The 23,209-nt window shown below is 60.8% G+C and carries 23 protein-coding genes and 1 pseudogene; 16 read left to right on the top strand and 8 right to left on the bottom strand.

Going from position 1 to position 23,209, the window contains the following annotated elements; translation table 11 throughout:
• Positions 1-19 precede the first annotated feature (19 nt).
• The 10 genes from hmpA to BM300_RS10925 all read left to right on the top strand — a co-directional run bounded on the left by hmpA (position 20) and on the right by BM300_RS10925 (position 8,436).
• Entirely contained in the window at positions 20-1,201 is a 1,182-nt protein-coding gene (hmpA, locus tag BM300_RS10970) for an NO-inducible flavohemoprotein (RefSeq protein ID WP_092223721.1), read from the top strand.
• Between the two features lie 309 nt (positions 1,202-1,510).
• Positions 1,511-2,020 carry a disulfide bond formation protein B gene (locus tag BM300_RS10965; protein WP_033062546.1) on the top strand — a complete coding sequence of 170 codons (510 nt, stop codon included), beginning with the start codon at positions 1,511-1,513 and terminating at the stop codon, positions 2,018-2,020.
• 93 nt (positions 2,021-2,113) lie between these two features.
• Complete coding sequence (locus BM300_RS30150; protein ID WP_139199636.1) at positions 2,114-2,461, top strand: hypothetical protein; 348 nt, start codon at positions 2,114-2,116, stop codon at positions 2,459-2,461.
• A gap of 333 nt (positions 2,462-2,794) precedes the next feature.
• The gene (gene cyoA / locus BM300_RS10955) at positions 2,795-3,742 is read left to right on the top strand and encodes a ubiquinol oxidase subunit II (RefSeq protein WP_057451773.1); all 948 of its coding nucleotides are present in this window, start codon (positions 2,795-2,797) and stop codon (positions 3,740-3,742) included.
• Between the two features lie 3 nt (positions 3,743-3,745).
• Positions 3,746-5,776: a cytochrome o ubiquinol oxidase subunit I gene (gene cyoB / locus BM300_RS10950; protein ID WP_092149448.1), complete on the top strand. Its 2,031-nt coding sequence runs from the start codon at positions 3,746-3,748 to the stop codon at positions 5,774-5,776.
• A gap of 3 nt (positions 5,777-5,779) precedes the next feature.
• Positions 5,780-6,406 (top strand): cytochrome o ubiquinol oxidase subunit III, encoded by a 627-nt coding sequence (locus BM300_RS10945; RefSeq protein WP_063324462.1) that lies wholly within the window; start codon positions 5,780-5,782, stop codon positions 6,404-6,406.
• Positions 6,407-6,742, top strand: a complete 336-nt coding sequence (gene cyoD, locus BM300_RS10940) for a cytochrome o ubiquinol oxidase subunit IV (protein WP_014340102.1) — start codon at positions 6,407-6,409, stop codon at positions 6,740-6,742. It begins immediately after the preceding gene.
• A gap of 11 nt (positions 6,743-6,753) precedes the next feature.
• Positions 6,754-7,641: a heme o synthase gene (gene cyoE, locus BM300_RS10935; protein WP_003178131.1), complete on the top strand. Its 888-nt coding sequence runs from the start codon at positions 6,754-6,756 to the stop codon at positions 7,639-7,641.
• Positions 7,642-7,780: 139 nt separating this feature from the next.
• On the top strand, positions 7,781-8,125 hold the full coding sequence (locus BM300_RS10930; RefSeq protein ID WP_092223719.1) for a toxin: 345 nt from the start codon (positions 7,781-7,783) through the stop codon (positions 8,123-8,125).
• Positions 8,122-8,436 carry a helix-turn-helix domain-containing protein gene (locus BM300_RS10925; RefSeq protein ID WP_063324464.1) on the top strand — a complete coding sequence of 105 codons (315 nt, stop codon included), beginning with the start codon at positions 8,122-8,124 and terminating at the stop codon, positions 8,434-8,436. The genes BM300_RS10930 and BM300_RS10925 overlap by 4 nt, the downstream gene beginning before the upstream one ends.
• Positions 8,437-8,622: 186 nt before the next feature.
• Here the strand turns inward: BM300_RS10925 and BM300_RS10920 are convergent, their stop codons facing one another.
• The 4 genes and pseudogenes from BM300_RS10920 to BM300_RS10905 form a co-directional block, all read right to left on the bottom strand.
• Positions 8,623-9,327, bottom strand: a complete 705-nt coding sequence (locus BM300_RS10920; RefSeq protein ID WP_072348620.1) for a hypothetical protein — start codon at positions 9,325-9,327, stop codon at positions 8,623-8,625.
• Between the two features lie 139 nt (positions 9,328-9,466).
• Positions 9,467-10,210 carry a DUF72 domain-containing protein gene (locus BM300_RS10915; RefSeq protein WP_092462856.1) on the bottom strand — a complete coding sequence of 248 codons (744 nt, stop codon included), beginning with the start codon at positions 10,208-10,210 and terminating at the stop codon, positions 9,467-9,469.
• Positions 10,211-10,289: 79 nt separating this feature from the next.
• Entirely contained in the window at positions 10,290-11,303 is a 1,014-nt protein-coding gene (locus tag BM300_RS10910) for a sensor domain-containing diguanylate cyclase (RefSeq protein WP_092223715.1), read from the bottom strand.
• Between the two features lie 259 nt (positions 11,304-11,562).
• A pseudogene (locus BM300_RS10905) lies at positions 11,563-12,459 on the bottom strand (LysR family transcriptional regulator); the annotation flags it as partial.
• Between the two features lie 99 nt (positions 12,460-12,558).
• Here BM300_RS10905 and BM300_RS10900 point away from each other — a divergent pair.
• Positions 12,559-13,734 carry an aspartate aminotransferase family protein gene (locus BM300_RS10900; RefSeq protein ID WP_092149456.1) on the top strand — a complete coding sequence of 392 codons (1,176 nt, stop codon included), beginning with the start codon at positions 12,559-12,561 and terminating at the stop codon, positions 13,732-13,734.
• Between the two features lie 152 nt (positions 13,735-13,886).
• On the top strand, positions 13,887-14,624 hold the full coding sequence (locus tag BM300_RS10895; protein WP_063324469.1) for a YiaD family glycine zipper/OmpA-like lipoprotein: 738 nt from the start codon (positions 13,887-13,889) through the stop codon (positions 14,622-14,624).
• Between the two features lie 250 nt (positions 14,625-14,874).
• On the opposite strand, the gene ehuA is transcribed toward BM300_RS10895, so the two are convergent.
• From ehuA to ehuB, 4 genes are all read right to left on the bottom strand, one after another.
• Positions 14,875-15,744, bottom strand: a complete 870-nt coding sequence (gene ehuA, locus BM300_RS10890) for an ectoine/hydroxyectoine ABC transporter ATP-binding protein EhuA (RefSeq protein WP_371914657.1) — start codon at positions 15,742-15,744, stop codon at positions 14,875-14,877.
• Positions 15,744-16,400 (bottom strand): ectoine/hydroxyectoine ABC transporter permease subunit EhuD, encoded by a 657-nt coding sequence (gene ehuD, locus BM300_RS10885; protein ID WP_092462854.1) that lies wholly within the window; start codon positions 16,398-16,400, stop codon positions 15,744-15,746. Before ehuD ends, ehuA begins: the two co-directional genes overlap by 1 nt.
• Positions 16,397-17,056: an ectoine/hydroxyectoine ABC transporter permease subunit EhuC gene (gene ehuC / locus BM300_RS10880; RefSeq protein WP_092149462.1), complete on the bottom strand. Its 660-nt coding sequence runs from the start codon at positions 17,054-17,056 to the stop codon at positions 16,397-16,399. Before ehuC ends, ehuD begins: the two co-directional genes overlap by 4 nt.
• 81 nt (positions 17,057-17,137) lie before the next feature.
• Positions 17,138-17,995 (bottom strand): ectoine/hydroxyectoine ABC transporter substrate-binding protein EhuB, encoded by an 858-nt coding sequence (gene ehuB, locus BM300_RS10875; RefSeq protein WP_092223713.1) that lies wholly within the window; start codon positions 17,993-17,995, stop codon positions 17,138-17,140.
• 290 nt (positions 17,996-18,285) lie between these two features.
• Between ehuB and BM300_RS10870 the strand changes: the two genes are divergently transcribed.
• The 4 genes from BM300_RS10870 (at position 18,286) to doeA (ending at position 23,208) form a co-directional block, all read left to right on the top strand.
• Positions 18,286-19,680 carry a MocR-like ectoine utilization transcription factor EhuR gene (locus BM300_RS10870; protein ID WP_092149468.1) on the top strand — a complete coding sequence of 465 codons (1,395 nt, stop codon included), beginning with the start codon at positions 18,286-18,288 and terminating at the stop codon, positions 19,678-19,680.
• Positions 19,681-19,991: 311 nt separating this feature from the next.
• The gene (eutB, locus tag BM300_RS10865) at positions 19,992-20,963 is read left to right on the top strand and encodes a hydroxyectoine utilization dehydratase EutB (RefSeq protein ID WP_092462852.1); all 972 of its coding nucleotides are present in this window, start codon (positions 19,992-19,994) and stop codon (positions 20,961-20,963) included.
• A 21-nt stretch (positions 20,964-20,984) separates the two neighbouring features.
• Entirely contained in the window at positions 20,985-21,977 is a 993-nt protein-coding gene (locus BM300_RS10860) for a cyclodeaminase (protein ID WP_092346012.1), read from the top strand.
• Positions 21,978-22,017: 40 nt separating this feature from the next.
• Positions 22,018-23,208 carry an ectoine hydrolase DoeA gene (doeA, locus tag BM300_RS10855; protein ID WP_092223707.1) on the top strand — a complete coding sequence of 397 codons (1,191 nt, stop codon included), beginning with the start codon at positions 22,018-22,020 and terminating at the stop codon, positions 23,206-23,208.
• The last annotated feature ends 1 nt before the right edge of the window (position 23,209 follow it).

Raw genomic sequence — 23,209 nt, 5'->3', positions numbered from 1 at the left:
ATACGCCAGGAGTCACCTTATGCTCAGTCGAGAAGAACGCGCCATCATTCGTTCCACCGTTCCGTTGCTTGAAAGTGGTGGTGAGGCGCTGATCACTCACTTCTATCGCATGATGCTGTCCGAATACCCGCAGGTACGCCCGTTGTTCAACCAGGCTCACCAGGCCAGTGGCGATCAGCCGCGGGCTTTGGCCAACGGTGTGTTGATGTATGCGCGGCACATTGACCAACTCGATCAATTGGGCGACCTGGTGGCGAAGATCGTCAACAAGCACGTTGCCCTGCAGATCCTGCCGGAACATTACCCGATTGTCGGTGCGTGCCTGCTGCGAGCAATCGCCGAAGTGCTGGGCGCGGAGATCGCCACACCCGAAGTGATTGCGGCGTGGGGCGCAGCCTACAACCAGTTGGCCGATATCTTGATCGGCGCCGAAGCTGGCATGTACGACAAGAAGGCCCAGGCGCCGGGCGGCTGGCGTGGCGAGCGTGAATTCATCCTGACAGCCAAGGTCCAGGAAAGCTCGGAGATCACTTCGTTTTACTTTGAACCGGCGGACAAGGGCCCGATCCTGTTGGCCGAGCCGGGCCAGTACATCGGCATGAAGCTCATGCTCGATGGCGAGGAAGTACGCCGCAACTACTCATTGTCAGCCCTGGCGGACAACGGTCAATACCGTATCAGCGTCAAGCGCGAGCCGGGCGGGCGGGTGTCCAACCACCTGCATCATCATTTCGACGTCGGCAGCCGCATCCAGTTGTTCCCGCCGTCCGGGGATTTCTACCTGACTGCCAGCGACAAACCGCTGGTGCTGATCAGTGGCGGCGTCGGCATCACACCGACCCTGGCCATGTTGCAGGCGGCGCTGCAAACCGAGCGGCCGGTGCATTTCATTCATTGCGCGCGCAACGGCCGTGCCCATGCCTTCCGCGACTGGATCGACGACCTGGCCAAGCGGCATCCGCAGCTCAAGCGCTTCTATTGCTACGACGAAGACGACGGCTTGAGCCCGGCGGCCGACAAGGTGGGGCTGCTGAGCCAGGAACAACTGGCGCAATGGCTGCCGCAGCAACGTGACGTGGACGCCTATTTCCTCGGCCCGAAGGGCTTCATGGGTGCCGTCAAGCGTCACCTCAAGGCCTTGGGCGTGCCGGAGCAGCAGAGCCGTTACGAATTCTTCGGCCCGGCGGCAGCGCTGGAATAAGGTCTCCACGCCCGCCACAGATCCCTTGTGCGAGCGGGCTTGCTCGTGAAGACGGCGGCACATCCAACATTGATGCAAGCTGACCCATCGCTTTCGCGAGCAAGCCTGCTCGCGATGGCGGCGGCAGGTCCATCCTTGTCCAACTGCCAGAATTAATCCGCACTTAACCTTCTTGCGGTCTATTCCCCTTCAATGTCGACGCCCGCTGCTCGTTCACTGTCATGGTCTGCGTGTAGACTTCGGGCATCCGACCGCGCGCCCGAATGTTGCCGTGCCGCGCGTCGATCCATGCAGACAAAGGGAAACGCAATGAGTGAGGAAATGATGCGGTTAGGGCGTGAGCGGCGCTATCTGGTGCTGCTGGGGCTGATCTGCCTGGCGCTGATTGGCGGTGCGCTGTATATGCAGGTGGCCCTCGGTGAGGCGCCGTGCCCGCTGTGTATCTTGCAACGCTATGCGCTGTTGCTGATCGCAATCTTCGCCTTCATCGGTGCCGCCATGCGCACCCGCCGCAGCCTGACGATCTTCGAAGGCCTCGTGGTGCTCAGCGCCCTGGCCGGTGCCGGTGTGGCGGGGCATCACGTGTACACCCAGTTCTTCCCGGCGGTCAGTTGCGGCATCGACGTGTTGCAACCGATTGTCGATGACCTGCCGTTGGCGAAGATCTTTCCCTTGGGATTCCAGGTCGACGGCTTTTGCTCCACCCCCTACCCACCGATCCTGGGGCTGTCCCTGGCACAGTGGGCACTGGTGGCCTTTGTGTTGACAGTGGTGCTGGTGCCGTTGCTGGTGTCACGTAACCGCAAACCGCTTCGCTGAAACGCCTCGATGAAACGCCCCGGTTCTCTTCTGGAGAGCCGGGGCGTTTCACGTTTCACGCTCAAGCCGGAGCGTCCTTGATCCGAGGCAAGAATGACCTGCGGCAATGTGCGACACGTTGTCACATATCTTGCGGCGCTCAGCCCTTGCGAGGGAGATAAAGCACGCTTTCCTGTAACAAAAAAATGTCTGGTTTCGCAATCAGGGTATCGCCTGCAGCAGGCATTTTTAACAGCGCCGCGTCAGGCGCCGCAGGCCCCGAAAACTGGGCGCTTGCCGGGCAAAAAACCTCTTGATGATCCTCTCGAGCTGTCTAAATCGGGCGTAGTAGGCCTACGTTTTTTGGGGTTCTTGTTGAGAATGAATTTCGATAACATGCTGGCTCGTTGCAATATCGGCAAGAGATTGTTGCCGGATCGGATAAAAATTATTTCGAGATGAGACATGGTCTACAGCGCGTCAGCTCACTACAATCGCCCGCACCGATTTTCCGACCCGGCTCAAGCTTGAGCACGAGAGTGGTCGAAGGGCGCCAGCGCCCCATGCGACCCCAGGTGTCGGTGCCTCCAACTACCCGCACCAAATGGAATTGGGCTTGAACTAGGCCTTTGACCAACGAATAAGAACTCACTGCTGGCCCAGGATGTGTCGAACTGCCGCTGACGTTCGACGGGCAGCCCTTATTCAATCCAAGAAAATGCCAACCCTTGGCAGGGTGAAGTGTTGGCGATCAAAACCCAACTGCATTGCGCAAGCTGCTTTAGAGGTCGTGAGATGAGTAAAAACAGGTACCCCCGATTACTAGGCTTGTTGCCGCTGCTCGGCACGTTGCTGCTGGGAGGCTGCAACATGACCTTGCTCGATCCCAAGGGCCAGGTCGGCCTGGACGAACGAAACCTGATCATCACCGCTACGCTGCTGATGTTGCTGGTCGTTGTGCCGGTCATCGTCATGACCTTCCTGTTCGCCTGGAAGTACCGCGCAACCAATACCAATGCCACCTACACGCCGAAGTGGTCGCACTCGACCAAGATCGAAGTGGCGGTGTGGACCATCCCGGTGCTGATCATCATTGCCCTGGGTTACATCACCTACAAGTCGACCCACGCCCTGGACCCCTATCGTCCGCTGGATTCGGACGTCAAGCCGATCACCATTGAAGTGGTCTCCATGGACTGGAAGTGGCTGTTCATCTACCCGGAACAAGGCATCGCCACGGTCAACAAGATCGTGTTCCCGGCCCACACGCCGATCAATTTCAAGGTCACTTCCGACACCGTGATGAACTCGTTCTTCATCCCGGGCCTGGGCGGCCAGATCTACGCGATGGCGGGCATGCAGACCAAGCTGCACCTGATCGCCAACCAGAACGCCGAACTCGACGGTATCTCCGCCAACTACAGCGGCGCGGGCTTTACCGGCATGAAGTTCAAAGCAATCGCCACGACCCAGGAAGATTTCGACGCCTGGGTCAACGATGTGAAGAAGGCACCTAAACAGCTTGAAAAAGCTGAATACGAAGCCCTTTCCAAGCCGAGCCAGAACAACCCAGTCGAACTCTACTCGTCGGTTACGCCGAACCTGTTCCAGACCATCATCGACAAGTATGAAGGGATGAATCCGGGCAAGCCGATGCACCACGAGAAGAACGAGAAGGAAGTGGCTCACAACATGGAAGGGATGGACATGAGCTCGCATTCAGCTGCCGGGGCAGAGGAGTAAACGATGTTTGGTAAATTAAGTTGGGAAGCGATCCCGTTCCACGAGCCGATTGTCATGGTGACCCTCGCCATCATCGCGCTCGGTGGTCTGGCATTGTTTGCAGGCATCACTTATTTCAAGAAGTGGACCTACCTGTGGACCGAGTGGCTGACCTCGGTCGACCACAAGAAAATCGGCGTGATGTACATCATTGTCGCCATGGTCATGCTGCTGCGTGGTTTTGCCGACGCCATCATGATGCGTACCCAGCTGGCCATGGCCACCGAGGGTTCGCCTGGCTACCTGCCGCCTGAACACTATGACCAGATCTTCACCGCCCACGGTGTGATCATGATCATCTTCATGGCGATGCCCTTCTTCACCGGCCTGATGAACCTCGCAGTGCCGCTGCAGATCGGCGCCCGTGACGTGGCCTTCCCGTTCCTGAACTCCTTGAGCTTCTGGTTGCTGGTGTCCGGCGTGGTGCTGATCAACCTGTCCCTGGGCGTTGGTGAGTTCGCCAAGACCGGCTGGGTTGCCTATCCGCCGCTGTCGGGCCTGCAATACAGTCCGGGCGTGGGGATGGATTACTACATCTGGGCGCTACAGCTTTCCGGATTGGGTACGACGCTGACGGGGGTCAACTTCCTCGCCACCGTGGTGAAGATGCGTACCCCGGGCATGAAGCTGATGGACATGCCGATCTTCACCTGGACCTGCACCTGGGCCAACGTGCTGATCGTCGCTTCCTTCCCGATCCTCACCGCCACCCTGGCCCTGCTGACGCTTGACCGCTACATGGATTTCCACATTTTCACCAATGAACTGGGTGGAAATCCGATGATGTACGTCAACCTGTTCTGGGCTTGGGGTCACCCTGAGGTGTACATCCTGATCCTGCCAGCGTTCGGGATTTTCTCCGAAGTCATCTCGACCTTCTCCGGCAAGAAACTGTTTGGCCACCACTCGATGATCTACGCTTCCGGCGCGATCTCGGTACTGGGCTTCATGGTCTGGCTGCACCACTTCTTCACCATGGGCTCGGGTGCCAGCGTCAACGCCTTCTTCGGCCTGGCGACGATGCTGATTTCGATCCCGACGGGGGTGAAGCTGTTCAACTGGCTGTTCACCATCTACCAGGGCCGTCTGCGTTTCACCAGCCACGTGATGTGGACCCTGGGCTTCATGGTGACCTTCGCCATCGGCGGCATGACCGGCGTATTGCTGGCCATCCCGGGTGCTGACTTCGTGTTGCACAACAGCCTGTTCGTGATCGCGCACTTCCACAACGTGATCATCGGCGGTGCGGTGTTCGGCTACATCGCCGGCTTCGCCTTCTACTTCCCGAAAGCCTTCGGCTTCAAGCTGCACGAGGGCTGGGGCAAGGCAGCGTTCTGGTTCTGGATCACCGGCTTCTTCGTCGCGTTCATGCCGCTCTATGTACTGGGCTTCATGGGCATGACCCGTCGCCTGAACACCACCACCAACCCTGAGTGGGTGCCGTACCTGTACGTCGCCATGTTCGGTGCGGTGATGATCGCTGTTGGTATCGCCTGCCAGCTGATCCAGTTGTATGTCAGCGTGCGCGATCGCAACAAGCCAGAGAACATGTGCGAACACGGCGACCCGTGGAATGCCCATACCCTGGAATGGTCGACCTCTTCGCCACCGCCGTTCTACAACTTCGCCGTGCTGCCAAAAGCAGACGTCATCGACCCGTTCACCGAAGCCAAGGAAAACGGTACCGCGTACCCGGTCCCGGCCAAGTACGAGCCGATCCACATGCCCAACAACACGGCTACCGGTGTGGTCATGGGCGCGCTGCTGACCGTGTTCGGTTTCGCGATGATCTGGCACATCTGGTGGCTGGCCATCGCCAGCCTGGTCGGCACCGTGGTGTATTTCGCTATCCATGCTGCCCGTGACGATCAGGGCTACATGGTGCCGGTGGATGTCATCGAGCGCATCGAAGCCGAGCAGCACAAACGTCTGGTCGCGGCCGGGAAAGTCCCCGCAAACGCCACCCGTGTTGAAACCTCGTTGGAACAGGCTTAAACCATGTCGAACTTAGTGACCACTGTTGGACACGCCCATGGTCATGACCATGGGCACGATGACCATCACCACGATTCGGGCGAGATGACCGTATTCGGTTTCTGGCTCTACCTGATGACCGACTGCATTCTGTTTGCGTCGATCTTCGCAGCGTACGCGGTGCTGGTTAACAACGTCGCCGGTGGCCCATCGGGCCACGACATCTTCGAACTGCCGTACGTACTGGGCGAAACCGCGCTGCTGCTGTTCAGCTCGATCACCTACGGCTTCGCCATGCTGGCGTTGTTCAAGGGCAAGAAAACCCAGGTACTGGGTTGGCTGGCCATGACCTTCCTGTTCGGTGCCGGCTTCATCGGCATGGAGATCAACGAGTTCCACATCCTGATCTCCGAAGGCTTCGGTCCTAGCCGCAGCGGTTTCCTGTCTGGGTTCTTCACCCTGGTCGGCACCCACGGCCTGCACGTGACCAGCGGCCTGATCTGGATGGCGATCATGATGTACCAGGTCCACAAAAACGGCCTGACCGCCACCAACAAGACGCGCCTGAGCTGCCTGAGCCTGTTCTGGCACTTCCTGGACGTGGTGTGGATCTGCGTATTCACCGTTGTTTATCTGATGGGGACCCTGTAAATGGCTAACGCACATTCCCATGATGGCCACGACGCCGGCCACGGCAGCGTCAAGTCCTACGCCATCGGTTTCATCCTGTCGGTGATCCTGACCGTCATTCCGTTCGGCCTGGTGATGTACCCGTCGCTGCCCAAGAGCCTGACCCTGTGGATCATCCTGATCTTCGCCGTGGTCCAGGTATTGGTGCACCTGGTGTACTTCCTGCACCTGGACCGCTCCGCCGCCCAACGTAACAACGTGGTCGCGTTTGTCTTTGCCGCGATCGTGATTGTCCTGCTGGTCGGCCTGTCGTTGTGGATCATGTTCAGCATCCACACCAACATGATGGCGCACTGAGGAAAGTCCGGATGTCCCTGAAGCACTTTATCCAAATCACCAAGCCGGGGATCATTTTCGGTAACGTGCTTTCTGTGGCAGGCGGGTTTTTCCTGGCCTCGAAAGGGCATGTCGATCTGGCCATCTTCCTGGCGGCGATGATCGGCACTTCCCTGGTGGTGGCGTCCGGTTGCGTGTTCAACAACTGCATCGACCGCGATATCGACATCAAGATGGAGCGCACCAAGAATCGGGCGCTGGTCCAAGGCCTGATTCCGGTGCAACTGGCCCTGGCATTCGCCACGGTGCTGGGCGTGGCCGGTGTGGCGCTGTTGTACTGGGTGGCCAATCCGTTGGCGGCGCTGTTCGCGGTGATCGGTTTTGTCATCTACGTCGGCCTCTACAGCCTGTACCTCAAGCGCAAGTCGGTCCACGGCACGCTGGTGGGCAGCCTGTCGGGGGCGATGCCGCCGGTGATCGGCTACGTGGCGGTGAGCAACAGCTTCGACATGGCGGCGCTGACGCTGCTGGTGATGTTCAGCCTGTGGCAGATGCCGCATTCCTACGCCATTGCGATCTTCCGCTTCAATGACTATCTGGCAGCGTCGATTCCGGTGTTGCCGGTCAAGCGCGGCATCCGCGTGGCCAAGAAGCACATCCTGCTCTACATCCTGGCCTTCCTGGTGGCGACCTTGATGCTGACTTTCAGCGGTTACGCCGGCATGAGCTACCTCGCCGTCGCCGCCGCCATGGGCATGTACTGGCTGTACATGGCCTGGACCGGCTACAAGGCGGTGGACGACACGGTCTGGGCACGCAAGCTGTTCGTGTTCTCGATCTTCACCATCACCGCCCTGAGCGTCATGATGTCCCTGGACTTCAAAGTGCCGAGTGAGCTGCTGCTGACGTACGCGCCTTAAGCTTCAGAAGCTGCACGAAAAGCCCCGCCTTCGAGAGAAGCGCGGGGTTTTTTGTCTAGGTGGGGCATGGATTGGCTGTCATTCGTCGCAATAGATTTTGGTTTGTTGAACTATAAGCAATTTGCCTATAGTTTCTGCCATGCGTACCCTATTTTTTGAAACGACTACGTTCACCGCCACGGTTGGCCATTACCTGACTGACGATGAATATCGCCTGCTTCAGTCCTATATGCTGCAGCATCCTGAGGTCGGGGACGTCATGCCACGTACCGGCGGCTTTCGTAAGCTGCGCTGGTTCGATGAACGCCGTGGCAAAGGGAAGCGAGGTGGGTTGCGAGTCATTTACTATTGGCTCATGAATGATCGTCAGTTCTGGATGTTCGCGATTTATGACAAGGACGAGTTGGAAAACCTCACCTCCGAGCAAGAGAAGACGCTCAAGCGCGCCATAGAAGCAGAGTTGAAAGTGCGAGGTACCTTATGAAAAAACGTGATCTGTTTGCCGAGATGATGCAAGGCGTCGAGGAGATGGCTGCTCACCGTGAGGGCAAGATTACCCTTCGCCAGATATCGATCGAAGACAAACCGGTTCCCGAGGTGTCGGCGCAAGAAATCGTAGCGTTGCGCGACAAGCTCCATATGTCTCAGGCCGTTTTTGCCAAGAGCATCAGGACCAGTCCTGGCACCCTTAGGAACTGGGAGCAGGAGAAGTCCAAACCCAATGCCCAGGCGGCTCTTCTGATCAGGCTGGTCGAGAAATTTCCAGACATGGTCGAGCGGCTCGGAGCTGTTTGAGACGATCTCCTCATCCCCATGAAAAAGCCCCGCCTTTGAGAGAAGAGCGGGGCTTTTTCATGGGCGTTGCCTGGACGCTCTGCGTGGGAATGCAGCCAGGGACGCTCGGCGTCCCAAGAAGCCGAACGCGGAGCGTCCGAGGAGGCATTCTCACGCGGAGCGTGGGAACGATCGTTGGGCGATGGCTTATTGCTGGGCGATGCTGTAGCCGTCGAATGCCTTCTGCTGTTGCAGGGCGGTGACGATGCTTTTGCGGGTGGCCTGTTGTTCGGTGCCGTCATTGTCCAGGAAAGTTTCGCTTTCCAGCTCGGCTTCGTCGCCTTCGCCTACGAAGTTGAAGCCCAGGAACTCGAAGGCCTCGCGGTCGACGTTCGGCTTGGAGCGTGGTGTGCGCAGGGGCAGGGTGACGCTGATGCCGTCCTTGCTGATGACAAACACTTCGGCTTCTTTCTTGGCGCGTGAGGCCTTGCCCTTGCTGCCGCTCGGATTGCTGATGGCCTGATGGGTCTGGTTCAGTACTTTCAGGGCCAGGCCGTAGACCAGTTCCTGAAACGACGGGTCGTCCTTGTAGCTGGAGAGGATACGGCTGATGGGGAAGCGGCTGCTCAGGTCTTCCAGGGCCGCGAAATCGGCGGCTTCGGCGTCTTTGAGTTGTTTGAGCTGGCCCATCAGTTCGTAGGCCTTGTCGTCGTCGAACGCATCGTGAGCCTGGCGGATGGCGTTGCGCAGTTCGCGGATCTGGTCGCTTTCGCGGTTCGACTGGAATGCATCGAGGACCATTTCGCTGATGGTTTTGGCCTGGGGCAGATGCTGTGAAAGATTGATGGAGTTTTCGTATTCCGCTTTGGACGACAGGGTGACTACGGATTCAGCGGTGTTGGAATCGGACATTGAAATTTCACTACTTCTGTTAGCGGGATGAGGCGAGAAAGGCATTGAGCTTTTTTCCGGTCGCCTAATCTATTGGACGCGGGCGGTGTTGTCACGGGCGGACCGGTAGCAGCTGACCATTTGTTGTCGGTAGCGGGTTTCAGTTGTGCATCAGGTCCATCAATCGCAAGGCATCGCTCGTCGCGGCGCCGCTGGCGGTGTTGTCGAAGATGCACCAGGTCGGCGTGTCGGGGTCAGCTTTCAATGCTCGGGCGAGGCGCTCCAGCCAGGCGTCTTCGTAAGCTGAGTAGTAAATCCGTGGAGAACCGTGCAAGCGGTAGTAGCGAATGCCAGGCCAGCCAGCGGGTTGATCGCCGCCGGGCAAGGGGGACGGATCGGCGGCGACACGGCCGATGCATTCGTCTTGCAGCATCGCTGCGGCCTGGGGCTCGAGCCAGCTCGGGTGTCGCGGCTCAAGCACTGCGTAACCCTGATAACGGTCTCGCACGGCCTTGAAGAACGCCCTGGCCACCGCGGCATCGAAGGCCAGCGACGGAGGCAACTGAATCAAGAGGCAGCCAAGCTGTTCTCCCAGTTGCGAGCATTGCCCGAGGAATTCATCCACAAGTCCTTCGCAGTCGATCAGTCGCCGTTCATGGGTGATCTGCTTGGGCACTTTGACCGAGAAACGAAAATTCCGGGCCACGCTGGCTGCCCACTTTGCATACGTGGCGGGACGGTGAGGGCGGTAGAACGAGCTGTTGATTTCCACGGCCGGGAATCGGCTGCTATAGCGTTGCAAATGAGTCCCGTCGACAGCAAAGGCCGGCCAGTGCTCCCGGGGCAGCGACCAGCCGGCGCAGCCCAGGTAAAGGCGTGGGAAGGAGGGGGATCGAATCGGCAAGGGTGAAAGCCTGATTGCTAGGGATACAGCCTATGACCGTTGCCAGCGCCTCATATCTGCATTCTTTTTTGGGCCCGGTTCATTCACAAATCACATTCTTGCCCGACATCTTGGAGCGATACAGCGCCTGATCCGCCCGGTGCAGCAACGTCGCGTGCTGTTCATTCTCGAGTCGCTGCACCACGCCAAAACTCATGGTGATCTGGAAGTCGCCCACCGGCAGCAGGTCGGACAGACCCCGGCGAATGCTTTCCGCCAGCAGGCGGGCGTCGGCCAGGGTGGTATTGGGCAAGATCATGATGAATTCGTCACCGCCCCAGCGCACCAGCAAATCGCCGTCGCGCTGGCAACGCTTGACGCTCTGCACCACTTGCACCAGCGCTGCGTCGCCAAAGGCGTGGCCGTAGCGATCGTTGATGTCCTTGAAATCATCCACGTCCATGGCGATCAGCGACAACGGCTCGCGGAAACGCTGTGCCCGCTCACAGGCCAGCGGCAGTGCCTGGTCCAGGCGATAACGGTTGGCGACCCGCGTCAGCGCATCGGTTTCGGCAAGCCGGCGATTCTCGTCGAGCTGGATCTGCAACTGATGGTTGACCCGGGACAGTTCGCGGGTGCGTTCTTCAATGATGACTTCCAGGGATTGGTTACGCTGTTCCAGTTGTTCGAACAGACGCTTTTTGTCGTCGATACTGCGATGGGCGCCGATCATGCGCGCCACCGTGCCGTCCGGATTACGGGCGATCACGTAGCCGCGATCCTCGATCCAGATGTAGGCCCCATCGCGCTTGCGGCAGCGGTATTCGGCCTGGTAACCGTGGGAGCGTTGTTCCAGGTAGTCGTCGAACAACGCCATGACCCGTGGATAGTCATCCGGGTGGATCACGCTCTCCCAGGTCAGCACGTTGTTGTCCAGTGAATGAGGCAGGTAGCCAAGCATCGTGTACCAGCCGGGGTTGCGGTAGACGAAGCCGGTGTTGGCATTCCAGTCCCAGATGCCATCGCTGACCAGTTCCAGGATGGTGTGCAGTACGCCTTCGTCCAGATCGGACAGGTCGAACCGCAGCATATCGATGTTCGAGGCATCTCCCATCATCGTTTCCTCATCAACCTTGATATCAAAATGCTCGTCCAAGGAGGAAGAGTAGCTGATGGGGGGAGTGGGGAACTAGCGGCGGATGTTCAGACGGGGTTTGCTTTGGTGGCGAGGGGATTTATCCCCGCAGGGGCGCGTAGCGGCCCCCCAAAAATCATCAAACCCGACATCACCTGCGATGTGAACCGACAGTCTTGGGGGTGCTGCGCAACCCAGCGGGGATAAATTCCCTCGCCACAGCATCATTGGGTTGGGGTTTGCCCCATTTCTCCAGTGCGAACTCGACAAAACTGCGCAGTTTCGGCAAACGGTAGCGGTCCTGCGCGTACATCAGGCTCATTGGGCGATGGGGCAACTGATAGTCCTGCAACAACGCCACCAGGTGACCATCCTTCAGGTCCTGGGCCACCAGCGCATCGGGCAGCATCACCACGCCCATCCCGGCCAAGGCGGCGCGATGCAGGCCCGAGGAGCTGTTGATCAGCATCGGTCCGTTTACCGGGACCTTGATCTCGCCGTCCGGGCCGTTGATGGGCCAGTGTTCCTGGGCGAAGCGCCATTCGTCTGCTGCCGAATAGGCGAACGACAGGCAGTCGTGTCGTTGCAGGTCCGCCGGTTGTTCCGGTGTGCCGCGCCGGGCCAGGTAGGCAGGGGAGGCGCAGATGGTCAGGGTGTAGTCCACCAACGGACGGGCAATCAGTTTCGGGTCGGGATGGCCGAGGCGAATGGCGACATCGAATCCATGTTCGAGCAGGTCCAGCCGCTGATTGGTCAGCATCACGTCGAGCTTGACCTGGGGGAAGCGCTGGCTGAATTCGGCCAGCGCCGGCGATAGGCGTTCGGTACCAAAGGTCAGCGGCGCGGTGATGCGCAGGGTGCCGCTGGGCTCGCCTTGGGTCTGTTCGGCCAGGCGCTCGGAATCGGCCACCAGCCCCAGCACTTCCAGGCAACGTTGGTAGTAGGTCGAGCCAAACTCAGTCAGGCGCTGGCGCCGCGTCGTACGGTTGATCAGGCGTACGCCGAGACGTTGCTCCAGTGCACGAAGATGATTACCCACCATGGTGGTGGACATTTCGCACGCCTGGGCCGCCGCCGTCAGGCTTCCGGTTTCTACTACCTTCACGTAAACGGTCATTGCTTGGAACAAGTCCATTATCAAGCTCGGCTTTTAAATGATTGAAGTAAAGCAGCGTTTATCCAGTCTTGGTGGCTAACCATACTGGAAAAAACCAACCCAATGGAGCTTGATGCCATGACCGCTGCCTGCCTGATGACCACTTACCAACCCCTGGCGCTGAGTTTCACCCATGGTTTGGGTACGCGCCTGTGGGACCAGGATGGCCGCGAGTACCTCGATGCGGTGGCGGGCGTGGCGGTGACCAATGTCGGCCATTCCCACCCACGGTTGGTGGCCGCCATCAGCGAGCAGGCCGGCCTGCTGTTGCACACGTCGAACCTGTACAGCATCGATTGGCAACAACGCCTGGCGCAAAAGCTCACCCAGCTGTCTGGGCTGGAGCGGGCGTTTTTCAACAACTCAGGCGCCGAGGCCAACGAAACCGCATTGAAACTGGCGCGCCTCTATGGTTGGCATAAAGGCATTGAACAGCCGTTGGTAGTGGTCATGGACAATGCGTTCCATGGGCGCACCTTGGGCACGATGTGCGCCAGTGACGGCCCGTCCGTGCGGCTGGGTTTCAATCGGTTGCCGGGGGATTTCATCAAGGTGCCGTTCGGCGATCTGGCGGCGTTTGAAGCGATCCAGCAAGCTCATGCCGAGCGCATCGTCGCAGTACTGGTAGAACCGATCCAGGGCGAAAGCGGTGTGCAACTCGCACCGCCGGGCTATCTCAAGGCCTTGCGTGAACTGTGCAGCCGGCGCGCCTGGTTGTTGATGCTCGACGAGATCCAGACCGGCATCGGTCGCACTGGCCAATGGTTCGCGTTCCAGCACGAGGGCATCGTGCCGGACGTCATGACCCTCGCCAAAGGCCTGGGCAATGGCGTACCCATTGGTGCCTGCCTGGCGCGGGGCAAGGCGGCCGAGCTGTTTACCCCTGGCAGCCATGGCAGCACCTTTGGCGGTAATCCGCTGGCCTGTCGGGTCGGCTGCACGGTGCTGGAGATCATTGAGCAACAAGCGTTGGTGGACAACGCCAGGCACCAGGGCGACCTATTGCTGAGCCGGCTGCGCATCGAGTTGGCGGACACCCCGAATGTCTTGGCGATCCGCGGCCAGGGGTTGATGATCGGCATCGAACTCAAGCAACCGGTCCGCGATCTGGCCCTTCGCGCCGCCCGGGACCACGGCCTGCTGATCAATATCACTCGAGGCCAGACCATCCGCCTGCTGCCGCCGTTGACGATCGATGGACGGGAAGTGGAGATGATTGTCAGGGGCGTGAGCCGCTGCCTGGCGCAGGGGTGAGGGGCATTCGCCCGGACGCCGGTTTTTTATCGGTCAGCCGGGCGAAGCGCAACGCAGCGCGACGGAATTTTTAACGATTGCCGCGTTCCAACGCCTGCCAGAGTCGATTGCCTACACTTTGGCATTCAGACTGAAAACCCAGGAGCATCTTCATGTTCACCTCGCGTCGCTTGATCGTTGTCGCTACTGCTGTGGCCTTGTTGTCCGGCTGTGCGTCGCCTAACCCCTATGACAATCAGGGCCAGGCCTCTACCGAATCTTCGGGCATGAGCAAAACCGCCAAGTATGGCGGCCTCGGTGCACTGGCGGGGGCGTTGGCCGGTGCGGCCATCGGTCACGATAACCGTGGCAAGGGCGCGTTGATCGGTGCAGCGGTGGTGGGGGCTTCTGCGGCCGGTTACGGCTACTACGCCGACCAGCAGGAAAAGAAGCTGCGCGCCAGCATGGCCAATACCGGCGTTGAAGTGCAGCGCCAGGGCGACCAGATCAAGCTGATCATGCCGGGCAACATCACCTTCGCCACCGACTCGGCGAACATCGCGTCCAGTTTCTACCAGCCGCTGAACAACCTGGCCAACTCCCTCAAGGAGTTCAACCAGAACCAGATCGAAATCGTCGGCTACACCGACAGCACCGGCAGCCGCCAGCACAACATGGACCTGTCCCAGCGTCGTGCGCAGAGCGTGGCGACCTACCTGACGTCCCAGGGCGTGAGCGGTGCCAACCTGTCGGCCCGTGGCGCCGGCCCGGACAACCCGGTGGCCAGCAACGCCGACGTCAATGGCCGTGCGCAGAACCGTCGTGTCGAGGTCAACCTCAAGGCGATTCCCGGCCAGCAATATCAGGAGGCGCCGCAGCAGCAGGGGCAGACTTACCAGCAGTACCCTTGATCGCTGGGCAGTAAATGAAACGGGGGCCATGCAGACATGGTCCCCGTTTTTTTATGGCTGCCATTTCCCTTCAGGCTGATACCAAACCCTGTGGTGAGGGGATTTATCCCCGCTGGGCTGCGAAGCAGCCCCCAAACTGTCCGCTCAATCGGACTGACACACCGAGGTGTTTGAGCTCAGGACTGCTTCGCAGCCCAACGGGGATAAATCCCCTCGCCACAATAAGGTGTACTCAGCTCATTTGATGGGATCAATTCGCCTCTTTCACCGCACTCAAAAACGCGCACGTCCGTTCTTGTTGCGGATGTTCGAAGATCTGCGCCGGAGTGCCCTGTTCGTGAATCTGCCCTTTATAGAAAAAGCACACCCGGTCGGCGAACTCCCGGGCGAAGCCCATCTGGTGGGTCACCATCAGCATCGTCAGGTTATGTTCGGCCCCCAGTTTGCGGATCACATTCAGCACTTCGCCGCACAACTCCGGGTCAAGCGCCGAGGTCACTTCGTCGAACAGCATCACCTTGGGCCGCATTGCCAGCGCCCGGGCAATCGCCACCCGCTGTTGCTGGCCGCCGGACAACTGCGACGGATAATGGTCGAGCTTGTTGCCCAGCCCCACCAGTTCCAACAGGTCGGCGGCGCGCTCCCGGGCTTCTTTCGGGTTCATGCCCAGCACCTGCACCGGCGCCTCGATCACGTTTTGCAGCGCCGTCATGTGGGGGAACAGGTTGAAACTCTGGAACACCATGCCGATCTTGCCGCGCACCCGGCGGATGTGTCGGTCGTTGGCCGGCACCAGCACGCCGTTGCGGTTGGGCATGTGGGTCAGGGAGTCATCCTCTACGCGGATCTGGCCCTGATTGATGCCTTCCAGGGTCATCAACACCCGCAGCAGCGTGGACTTGCCCGAGCCGCTGGGGCCGATGATCGCGACCTTTTCACCGGGGGCGACATCCAGGTTCAGATGGTCGAGCACGGTGAAGCTGCCATAGCTTTTGGTCACGTCCTGGAAACTCACGATCGGCCGGGACGGTGTGGGATCTTGCATGGCCGGGGCCTCCTGCTGCGACGCCAGCGTGCTGCGCCGGGACAAATCGGTGGGCGTGGACAGAGGTAAAGTCATTAGCGTAGCTCCATGCGCGTTTCAAGGCGCCGTACCAGATAGGCCAAGGCAAGGCTCAGGGCGAGGAAGAACAGGCCGACCATGGTGATCGGTTCCAGGTAACGGAAATTCTCGGAACCGATATTCTTGGCCTGCTGCATGATTTCCACCACGGTGATCGCCGACAGCACCGGCGTGTCCTTGAGCATCGCCACCAGGTAGTTGCCCAGCGGCGGCACGATCGGTCGCAGCGCCTGGGGCAGGATGATGTTGCGGTAGGCGTCGTACGGCGCGATGTTCAATGCCGTCACCGCCTCCCACTGCGCTCGTGGCACCGCGTCGAGACCACTGCGATAGACCTCGGCGATGTAGCAGGCGTAGTGCAGGCCGATGCCGAGGATGCCGACCTGCATGGCCGTCAGGCTCAAGCCGTAGTTGGGCAGTACGTAGTAGAGGAAATACACCTGGATCAGCAGCGGCGTGCTGCGGATGAACTCGATCACAGCGGCGGCCGGCCACGACAGCCAGAATGTGCGACTGCGCCGGCCAATCGCCAGGAACAGCCCCAGGACAATCGCGATCAGGAAGCCGATCAGGGTAATGCCCACGGTGTTGAGGGAGGCGCGCAGCAGGTCCGGCAGGATGTGTGCGGCGTAGGACCAATCGAACAGCGTCATGACAGACCTCCACGCATCCGGCCCCGGCTCAGTCGTCGCTCGACGTGGCGCATGCCGAAGTTGATGGCTTGGGCGAGGATGAAATACATCACCAGGGCCAGGCTGAAGATCTCCAGGGTCTGGAAGGTCGCCTGGTCCAGTTGCCGGGCACGGAAGCTCAGGTCGGACAAGGTGATCAGCGACACCAGCGAGGTGTTTTTCAGCAGCTCGATGAGCAGGTTGGTGCCCGGCGGAATCGCTGCCAACAAGGCCTGGGGCAAGATGATCCGTTTGAAGCGCGTGAAACTACTGAAATTCAGCGCCGTGCAAGCTTCGTATTGCCCCTTGGCCACCGAGCTGATGGCACCGCGCATGACCTCGGCCCCATAAGCGCCGATGTGCAGGCCCAGGCCGACGATCGCCACCGCGTAGGGGCTCAGTTCGACGTTGAACGGCGGCAGTGGCAACACGAAGAACAGCCAGAACAGCTGGACCAACAGCGAGGTGCCACGGAAGACTTCGATGTAGGTGATGCTGAACCAGCGCAGCGCGCGCCACGGCGACAGCCGCCCGAGGGCCGCCAAGACCGCGGCGACAATCGCCAGCAGCGAGCCGAAGAAGGTCACCTGCAGCGTGACCCAGGCCCCTTGAATCAATAACGGAAGTAATTCGCCCATGGTTCGACCCGATATCCGATGAAGCAGGGGAACAGGCATCACGCAGCGCGCGTCACGCCTGTTTCGGCACGTCAGTTTCGACTATGGCTGAGCGCAGAGCTCGGCCGCGGTTTTGCTGGTCACGTTGGATTTGTCGAAACCGAACGGCGCAACCGTCTTGAGGTGTTCTTCGGAGCCCAGCCATTTCTTCAGCTCGGCGTTGACCGCGTCGCGCAGGTCTTTGTCTTCGGGGCGGAAGGCGAGGGCGCCGTAACCGATGTGGGACGGATCGTCCTTGAATTCGGTCATCGCCTCGACCTTCTCGCCGCCTTTGCCGGCGAGGCCTTTCATGGTCAGTTGCGTGCCGACGGCGGCGTCCGCGCGACCGGCGCGCACCGCTTGCAACTGTGCGGTGGTGTCGGGAACCTGGAGGATCTGCTCGTCCTTGACCCCGGAATCTCGAGCGTACGCCAGGTTCACCGTGCCGGCCATGATCGCCAGCTTCACGTCCGGTTGCTTGGCGATGTCTTCATAACTGTGGAGGTTTTTCGGGTTGCCCTTGGCCACGAGCAAGGCATCGGGCAACTGGTATTGCGGGTCGGTGAACAACACCTGCTTGCAACGCGCCGGGGTGATGTACATGCCGGCGGCAATCACGTCGAAACGGCCGGCGCGCAAGCCGGGAATCAGCGAGCCCCATTCAGTCAGCACGCCGTTGACCTGCTTGATGCCCATCTTGGCAAAGATGATCTTGGCGATTTCCGGCGATTCACCGGTCACGGTGCCGTCGGTTTCGGTGAAGGCGAACGGGGTTTCGTTGGCGTAGCCGATCCGGATGCTGCTGTTGCTTTTGACGGTATCCAAGGTCGCCGCCTGGACGCCGCCGGCCAGGCCAAGCACGGCACAGGTCAGCAAAAGCCGACGCAAGGGCGCGCCTGTGCGGGGAAGAAAATTGCTCATCGATAAAATCTCCTGTTTCTTGTGGATCCGTCGTTTGACGGCTCTGTGGTAGGAGGCAGTGTTACAAGAGCAAAGCGTACTGCGGCTGATCCAGGCTGGGCCATGGATCGGGAGCGGCACCGGTACAGGTCGATCCGGCTTTTTGTCAGGGTGATGAACCCGCCTGGATGACGACCTTGGACCGAGCATACAAAAGCCCCGGCATCGATTGTATTGCACTAGGACAATTGCTTTGCCGCGATGGCCGCGCAATGCTGTGCGCACCCCTAAACACGCCGGTTGCAGCTGTCATGGATAAGTGGAAGTCAGCCTTGGACCTCGCCCGTAGCGGTGAATCCAAATACAAGATTCTGGTGCAGGCCATTGCCGACGATATCGAACAGGGCACCCTGGCCAATGACCAGCGCCTGCCGCCGCAACGGCAGGTGGCCGACGCCATGGGCATCAGCGTGCAGACCGTCACCAACGCCTACAAGGAACTGGAGCGCCAGGGCCTGGTGCGCTGTGAAGTCGGGCGTGGCAGCTTCGTCTCGCGGCGCATGAGCGACCGGGTGGCGACGTACATTCTCGACAGTCCCGAGCGAGCGCTGGTGGATTTTTCCATCACCCGCATCCTGCACACCCGCGAGCATGACCAGGCCTGGCGTGATACCTGCGCGGCGCTGAGTACTGAAGAGGATCAGCCGTGGATTCATGCGTTTCGCCCCATCGCCGGTTTCGAATCCCATCGCGAAGCGGCGGCGCAGTGGATCGGTCGGCAAGGGCTGAAAGTCGACCGTAACGATGTGCTGATCACCAATGGTGCGGCCCACGGGATTTTCCTGGCTCTCGCTTCGCTGGCGGGCCCTGATGATGTGGTGCTTTGCGAAGGCTTGACCGACCACGGCGTGATCGGCAATTCCCAGGTGCTGGGTTTCACCCTCAAGGGCCTGGAGATGGACCGCTATGGCATCGACCCCGAGCATTTCGAAGACATGTGCAGCAACGAGCGCATCACCGCGCTGGTGTGCACGCCAAACCTGAACAACCCCACCACCAGCCTGATGCCCGACGCCCGCCGCCGGGAAATCGCCGAGATTGCCCGGCGCTTCGGTGTGCACATTATCGAAGACGATGTGTACGGCCCGCTGCTGGACGAACGCCGGGCGCCGCCCATCAGCCATTACCTGCCGGAGCTGTCGTTCTATTGCACGAGCATGACCAAGTCGGTGCTCACGGGGCTGCGCATCGGCTACCTGGTGGTGCCCAAGCGCCTGGCGTTGCGCACCGAGAGCATCCTGCGGGTCAACAGTTGGATGGCCACGCCCATGGTCTCGGAGATCGCCACCCGCTGGATTCGCGATGGACGCGCCGAATCGTTGGTGCATCTGCAGCGCCGCTTGCTGTCCGGGCGCCAGGCGATGGTCACCGAGTACATGGGCGAGCACGTGTTGGGCCAGCACCCGCATGCCTTGAATGCGTGGGTTGGCATCCCGTCCCATTGGGAAGTGGACAGCTTGGTGCGGGCCCTGCGGCACAAGCACATCGCTGTGACTTCCCCCGATCCGTTCACCGTCCGCGGCACCCCCAGGCCCCGCGCGGTGCGGGTCTGCGTCGGTGCCGAATGCAGCGATGAAGAAATGCGCCATGCGCTGATCGGCATGCGGCAGATCTTCAACCAGTACCCGCAGATTCATGATTTCTGATGCCCCACATCGCCCGCTGCGCAAGCGAATGTGTGAGCGCTTTTGTGGCGAGGGAGCTTGCTCCCGCTGGGGCGCGCAGCGGCCCTACAACCGGCGACATGGTGGACCATGTCAACTGAGTGACCGTTGAGAAGGGGCTGCTGCGCAGCCCAGCGGGAGCAAGCTCCCTCGCCACAGGGGTAGGGGGCGCCTGATGGATTTTGTTCATCGCTCCCGGCGGCAATGAATGCAAATTAAATTGCCCTAGTACATTCATCGCCACAATCCAGCCCTCTTAGACTGCGCGCAACACATCAGCTCGGGACGCGGTCATGGCAGTGTTGCAGCTTCAGGATATCTACCGTGCTCGCCAGCGCATCGAGTCGCTGGTGCGACGTACACCCATGGAGCACTCCCCGAGTTTGTCGCGGTTGATGGGCGTGGCGGTGTACCTCAAGCTCGAAGCCCTGCAAATCACCGGCAGCTTCAAGCTGCGCGGGGCGAGCAACGCAGTGGCGCAGCTCAGCGCCGAGCAAAAGGCCCAAGGCGTGGTCACGGCTTCGACCGGCAATCATGGCCGGGCACTGGCCCATGCCGCTTCGCAACAAGGCGTCAAGGCGATGGTCTGCCTGTCGAACCTGGTGCCGGCCAACAAGGTGCAGGCGATTCGCGACCTGGGCGCCGAGGTGTGCATCGTCGGCCAGTCCCAGGACGATGCCCAGCGCGAGGCCGAGCGCATCGCCCGGGAGCAGGGCGCGACCTTTTTGCCGCCCTTCGATCATCCGGCGATCATCGCCGGGCAGGGCACCCTCGGCCTGGAGATCCTCGAGCAGCAACCGGAGGTGGCCCAGGTCCTGGTGCCGTTGTCCGGTGGCGGCTTGTTCGCCGGTGTTGCCCTGGCCCTCAAAAGTGCGAACCCAGCGATTCAAGTCCACGGCATCAGCATGGCCCGTGGCGCCGCGATGCACGCCAGCCTCGCCGCGGGGCAGCCCGTGGACATCGAAGAACTGCCGACGCTGGCCGACTCCCTCGGTGGCGGCATCGGCCTGGACAACCGCTACACCTTCGCCATGACCCGGCAACTGAGCGATGACGTACACCTGCTCTCGGAAGCCTCTATCGCCAATGCCATCCGCCACGCCTATCACCACGAACGCCTGGTGCTCGAAGGGGCTGCCGTGATGGGCATCGCGGCGCTGCTCGACGGCCTGGTCGAGCCGCGCGGCCCCATTGTCCTGGTGGTCAGCGGGCGCAACGTCGACACCGAACACCATGCCCGCGTGATCGCTGGCGCCAACGCCTGATAACCCCTAACGGAGCCTGTCATGAGTGAAGTCACCCTATTGAGCGAAGCCGACCTGCGCAGCTGCGTGGCCCTCGACCTGGCCAGCATCGACGCCATCGAACAGGCCTTCGTGCTGTTGGCGACGGCGGCTGTGGCGATGCCGCCGATCCTGCGGCTGGACATCCCCGAACATAACGGTGAAGTGGACGTGAAGACTGCTTACCTGCCGGGCCTGGAACGCTTCGCCATCAAGGTCAGTCCGGGTTTTTTCGATAACCCCAAGCTCGGCCTGCCCAGCCTCAACGGCATGATGATGTTGCTGTCGGCGCGCACTGGTCTGCTGGAGGCGCTGTTGCTGGATAACGGTTATCTCACTGCCGTACGCACGGCGGCGGCGGGTGCGGTGGCGGCGCGCTGCCTGTCTCGTGAGGAGAGCCGCAGCGTCGCGCTGATCGGTGCCGGCGAGCAGGCGGCGTTGCAACTTCAGGCGCTGCGCCTGGTGCGGCCCGTCGAAGAAGTGCGGGTCTGGGCGCGCGATGCGCAAAAGGCCCGGGCGTTCAGCGCCGAACTGGCCCGCGACACAGGGCTGGCGGTCACGCCATGCGCCAGTGTCGACGCCGCGCTGGAAGGCGTGGACATCGCCATCACCTGCACCCCCAGCCGCGAGCCGCTGATCGAAGCTCGGCACCTGCACCCGGGCCTGCACATCACCGCGATGGGCTCGGACGCGGAACACAAGAACGAGATTTCCCCGCAAGCCCTGGCGGCTGTCGATTGTTATGTCGCCGATCGCCTGAGCCAGACCCGCGTGCTCGGCGAACTGCATCACGCCCTGTTGGCCGGCACCGTTGGCGATGAGGTCGCGTTGCACGAGCTGGGCCAGGTGCTGACAGGGCAGCGGGCCGGGCGTACCGACGAGGCGCAGGTCACCCTGTGCGACCTCACTGGCACCGGTGCCCAGGACACCGCCATCGCCAACCTGGCGTTCGAGCGGGCACGGGCGGCGGGCAAGGGTTTCCCATTCGGTCGCTAACCATTTTCCATTCGTGCGTCATTGATCAGAGGGCAGAGGGATGTCAGAGAGAGTCGTCAATCTTCCGTTCCAACGGGAGGAATACACCCAACGCCTGGCGAAGGTTCGCGCGGCCATGCAGGCCCAGGGCCTGGAGCTGCTGTTGGTCACCGATCCGTCGAACATGGCTTGGCTCACCGGCTATGACGGTTGGTCGTTCTATGTGCACCAGTGCGTGCTGGTGGCACTGGAGGGCGAGCCTGTGTGGTTCGGTCGTGGCCAGGATGCCAACGGTGCAAAACGCACGGTGTTCATGCAGGCCGATAACATCGTCGGCTACCCGGACATCTATGTGCAGTCCCGCGAGCGCCACCCCATGGACTACTTGTCCCGCGAGGTGATCATCGCCCGTGGCTGGGGCGCGCTGAGCATCGGCGTGGAGATGGACAACTATTACTTCAGCGCCGCCGCGTACCTGTCGCTGCAAAAGCATTTGCCCCAGGCAAAACTGGTGGATGCGGTGGGCCTGGTGAACTGGCAGCGGGCCGTCAAGTCGCCCCAGGAAATCGCCTACATGCGCATCGCCGCACGCATCGTCGAAAACATGCACAGCCGGATCCTGGAACGCATCGAACCGGGTATGCGCAAGAACGAATTGGTGGCCGAGATCTACAGCAGCGGCATCCTCGGCGCCGACGGTCATGGCGGCGACTACCCGGCCATCGTGCCGCTGTTGCCTACCGGGGCCGACGCCAGTGCGCCGCACCTGACCTGGGACGATTCACCCTTCGAAAAGGGCGCCGGCACCTTCTTTGAAATCGCCGGTTGCTACAAGCGTTACCACTGCCCGCTGTCGCGCACCATTTACCTGGGCAAGCCGCCGCAACATTTCCTCGACGGCGAAAAAGCCGTGGTCGAGGGCATCGCCGCCGGCCTGGACGCGGCCAAGCCAGGGAACACCACGGGCGACATCGCCGTGGCGTTTTTCAAGGTGCTGGAGAAATTCGGCATCCACAAGGACAGTCGTTGCGGCTACCCCATCGGGATCAGTTATCCGCCGGATTGGGGCGAGCGCACCATGAGCCTGCGCCCCGGCGACAACAGCGTGTTGCAGCCGGGCATGACCTTCCATTTCATGCCGGGGCTGTGGATGGACGATTGGGGCCTGGAAATCACCGAAAGCATCCTGATCACCGAGACTGGCGTCGAGACGCTGTGCAACGTGCCCCGTCAATTGTTCGTGAAGGATTGAG

Origin of the sequence: Pseudomonas sp. NFACC46-3, assembly GCF_900114515.1 — a bacterium.
Taxonomy (GTDB): domain Bacteria; phylum Pseudomonadota; class Gammaproteobacteria; order Pseudomonadales; family Pseudomonadaceae; genus Aquipseudomonas; species Aquipseudomonas fluorescens_Q.
The sequence above is the reverse complement of the archived record's forward strand: the minus strand, read 5'-3'. Positions and strand labels throughout refer to the sequence as shown.

Excerpts from the sequence above, each read along its gene's own strand:
- hmpA (WP_092223721.1), top strand. The coding sequence starts at position 20 with ATGCTCAGTCGAGAAGAACGCGCCATCATTCGTTCCACCGTTCCGTTG.
- BM300_RS10965 (WP_033062546.1), top strand. The coding sequence starts at position 1,511 with ATGAGTGAGGAAATGATGCGGTTAGGGCGTGAGCGGCGCTATCTGGTG.
- BM300_RS30150 (WP_139199636.1), top strand. The coding sequence starts at position 2,114 with ATGACCTGCGGCAATGTGCGACACGTTGTCACATATCTTGCGGCGCTC.
- cyoA (WP_057451773.1), top strand. The coding sequence starts at position 2,795 with ATGAGTAAAAACAGGTACCCCCGATTACTAGGCTTGTTGCCGCTGCTC.
- cyoB (WP_092149448.1), top strand. The coding sequence starts at position 3,746 with ATGTTTGGTAAATTAAGTTGGGAAGCGATCCCGTTCCACGAGCCGATT.
- BM300_RS10945 (WP_063324462.1), top strand. The coding sequence starts at position 5,780 with ATGTCGAACTTAGTGACCACTGTTGGACACGCCCATGGTCATGACCAT.
- cyoD (WP_014340102.1), top strand. The coding sequence starts at position 6,407 with ATGGCTAACGCACATTCCCATGATGGCCACGACGCCGGCCACGGCAGC.
- cyoE (WP_003178131.1), top strand. The coding sequence starts at position 6,754 with ATGTCCCTGAAGCACTTTATCCAAATCACCAAGCCGGGGATCATTTTC.
- BM300_RS10930 (WP_092223719.1), top strand. The coding sequence starts at position 7,781 with ATGCGTACCCTATTTTTTGAAACGACTACGTTCACCGCCACGGTTGGC.
- BM300_RS10925 (WP_063324464.1), top strand. The coding sequence starts at position 8,122 with ATGAAAAAACGTGATCTGTTTGCCGAGATGATGCAAGGCGTCGAGGAG.
- BM300_RS10920 (WP_072348620.1), bottom strand. The coding sequence starts at position 9,327 with ATGTCCGATTCCAACACCGCTGAATCCGTAGTCACCCTGTCGTCCAAA.
- BM300_RS10910 (WP_092223715.1), bottom strand. The coding sequence starts at position 11,303 with ATGGGAGATGCCTCGAACATCGATATGCTGCGGTTCGACCTGTCCGAT.
- BM300_RS10900 (WP_092149456.1), top strand. The coding sequence starts at position 12,559 with ATGACCGCTGCCTGCCTGATGACCACTTACCAACCCCTGGCGCTGAGT.
- BM300_RS10895 (WP_063324469.1), top strand. The coding sequence starts at position 13,887 with ATGTTCACCTCGCGTCGCTTGATCGTTGTCGCTACTGCTGTGGCCTTG.
- ehuA (WP_371914657.1), bottom strand. The coding sequence starts at position 15,744 with ATGACTTTACCTCTGTCCACGCCCACCGATTTGTCCCGGCGCAGCACG.
- ehuD (WP_092462854.1), bottom strand. The coding sequence starts at position 16,400 with ATGACGCTGTTCGATTGGTCCTACGCCGCACACATCCTGCCGGACCTG.
- ehuC (WP_092149462.1), bottom strand. The coding sequence starts at position 17,056 with ATGGGCGAATTACTTCCGTTATTGATTCAAGGGGCCTGGGTCACGCTG.
- ehuB (WP_092223713.1), bottom strand. The coding sequence starts at position 17,995 with ATGAGCAATTTTCTTCCCCGCACAGGCGCGCCCTTGCGTCGGCTTTTG.
- BM300_RS10870 (WP_092149468.1), top strand. The coding sequence starts at position 18,286 with ATGGATAAGTGGAAGTCAGCCTTGGACCTCGCCCGTAGCGGTGAATCC.
- eutB (WP_092462852.1), top strand. The coding sequence starts at position 19,992 with ATGGCAGTGTTGCAGCTTCAGGATATCTACCGTGCTCGCCAGCGCATC.
- BM300_RS10860 (WP_092346012.1), top strand. The coding sequence starts at position 20,985 with ATGAGTGAAGTCACCCTATTGAGCGAAGCCGACCTGCGCAGCTGCGTG.
- doeA (WP_092223707.1), top strand. The coding sequence starts at position 22,018 with ATGTCAGAGAGAGTCGTCAATCTTCCGTTCCAACGGGAGGAATACACC.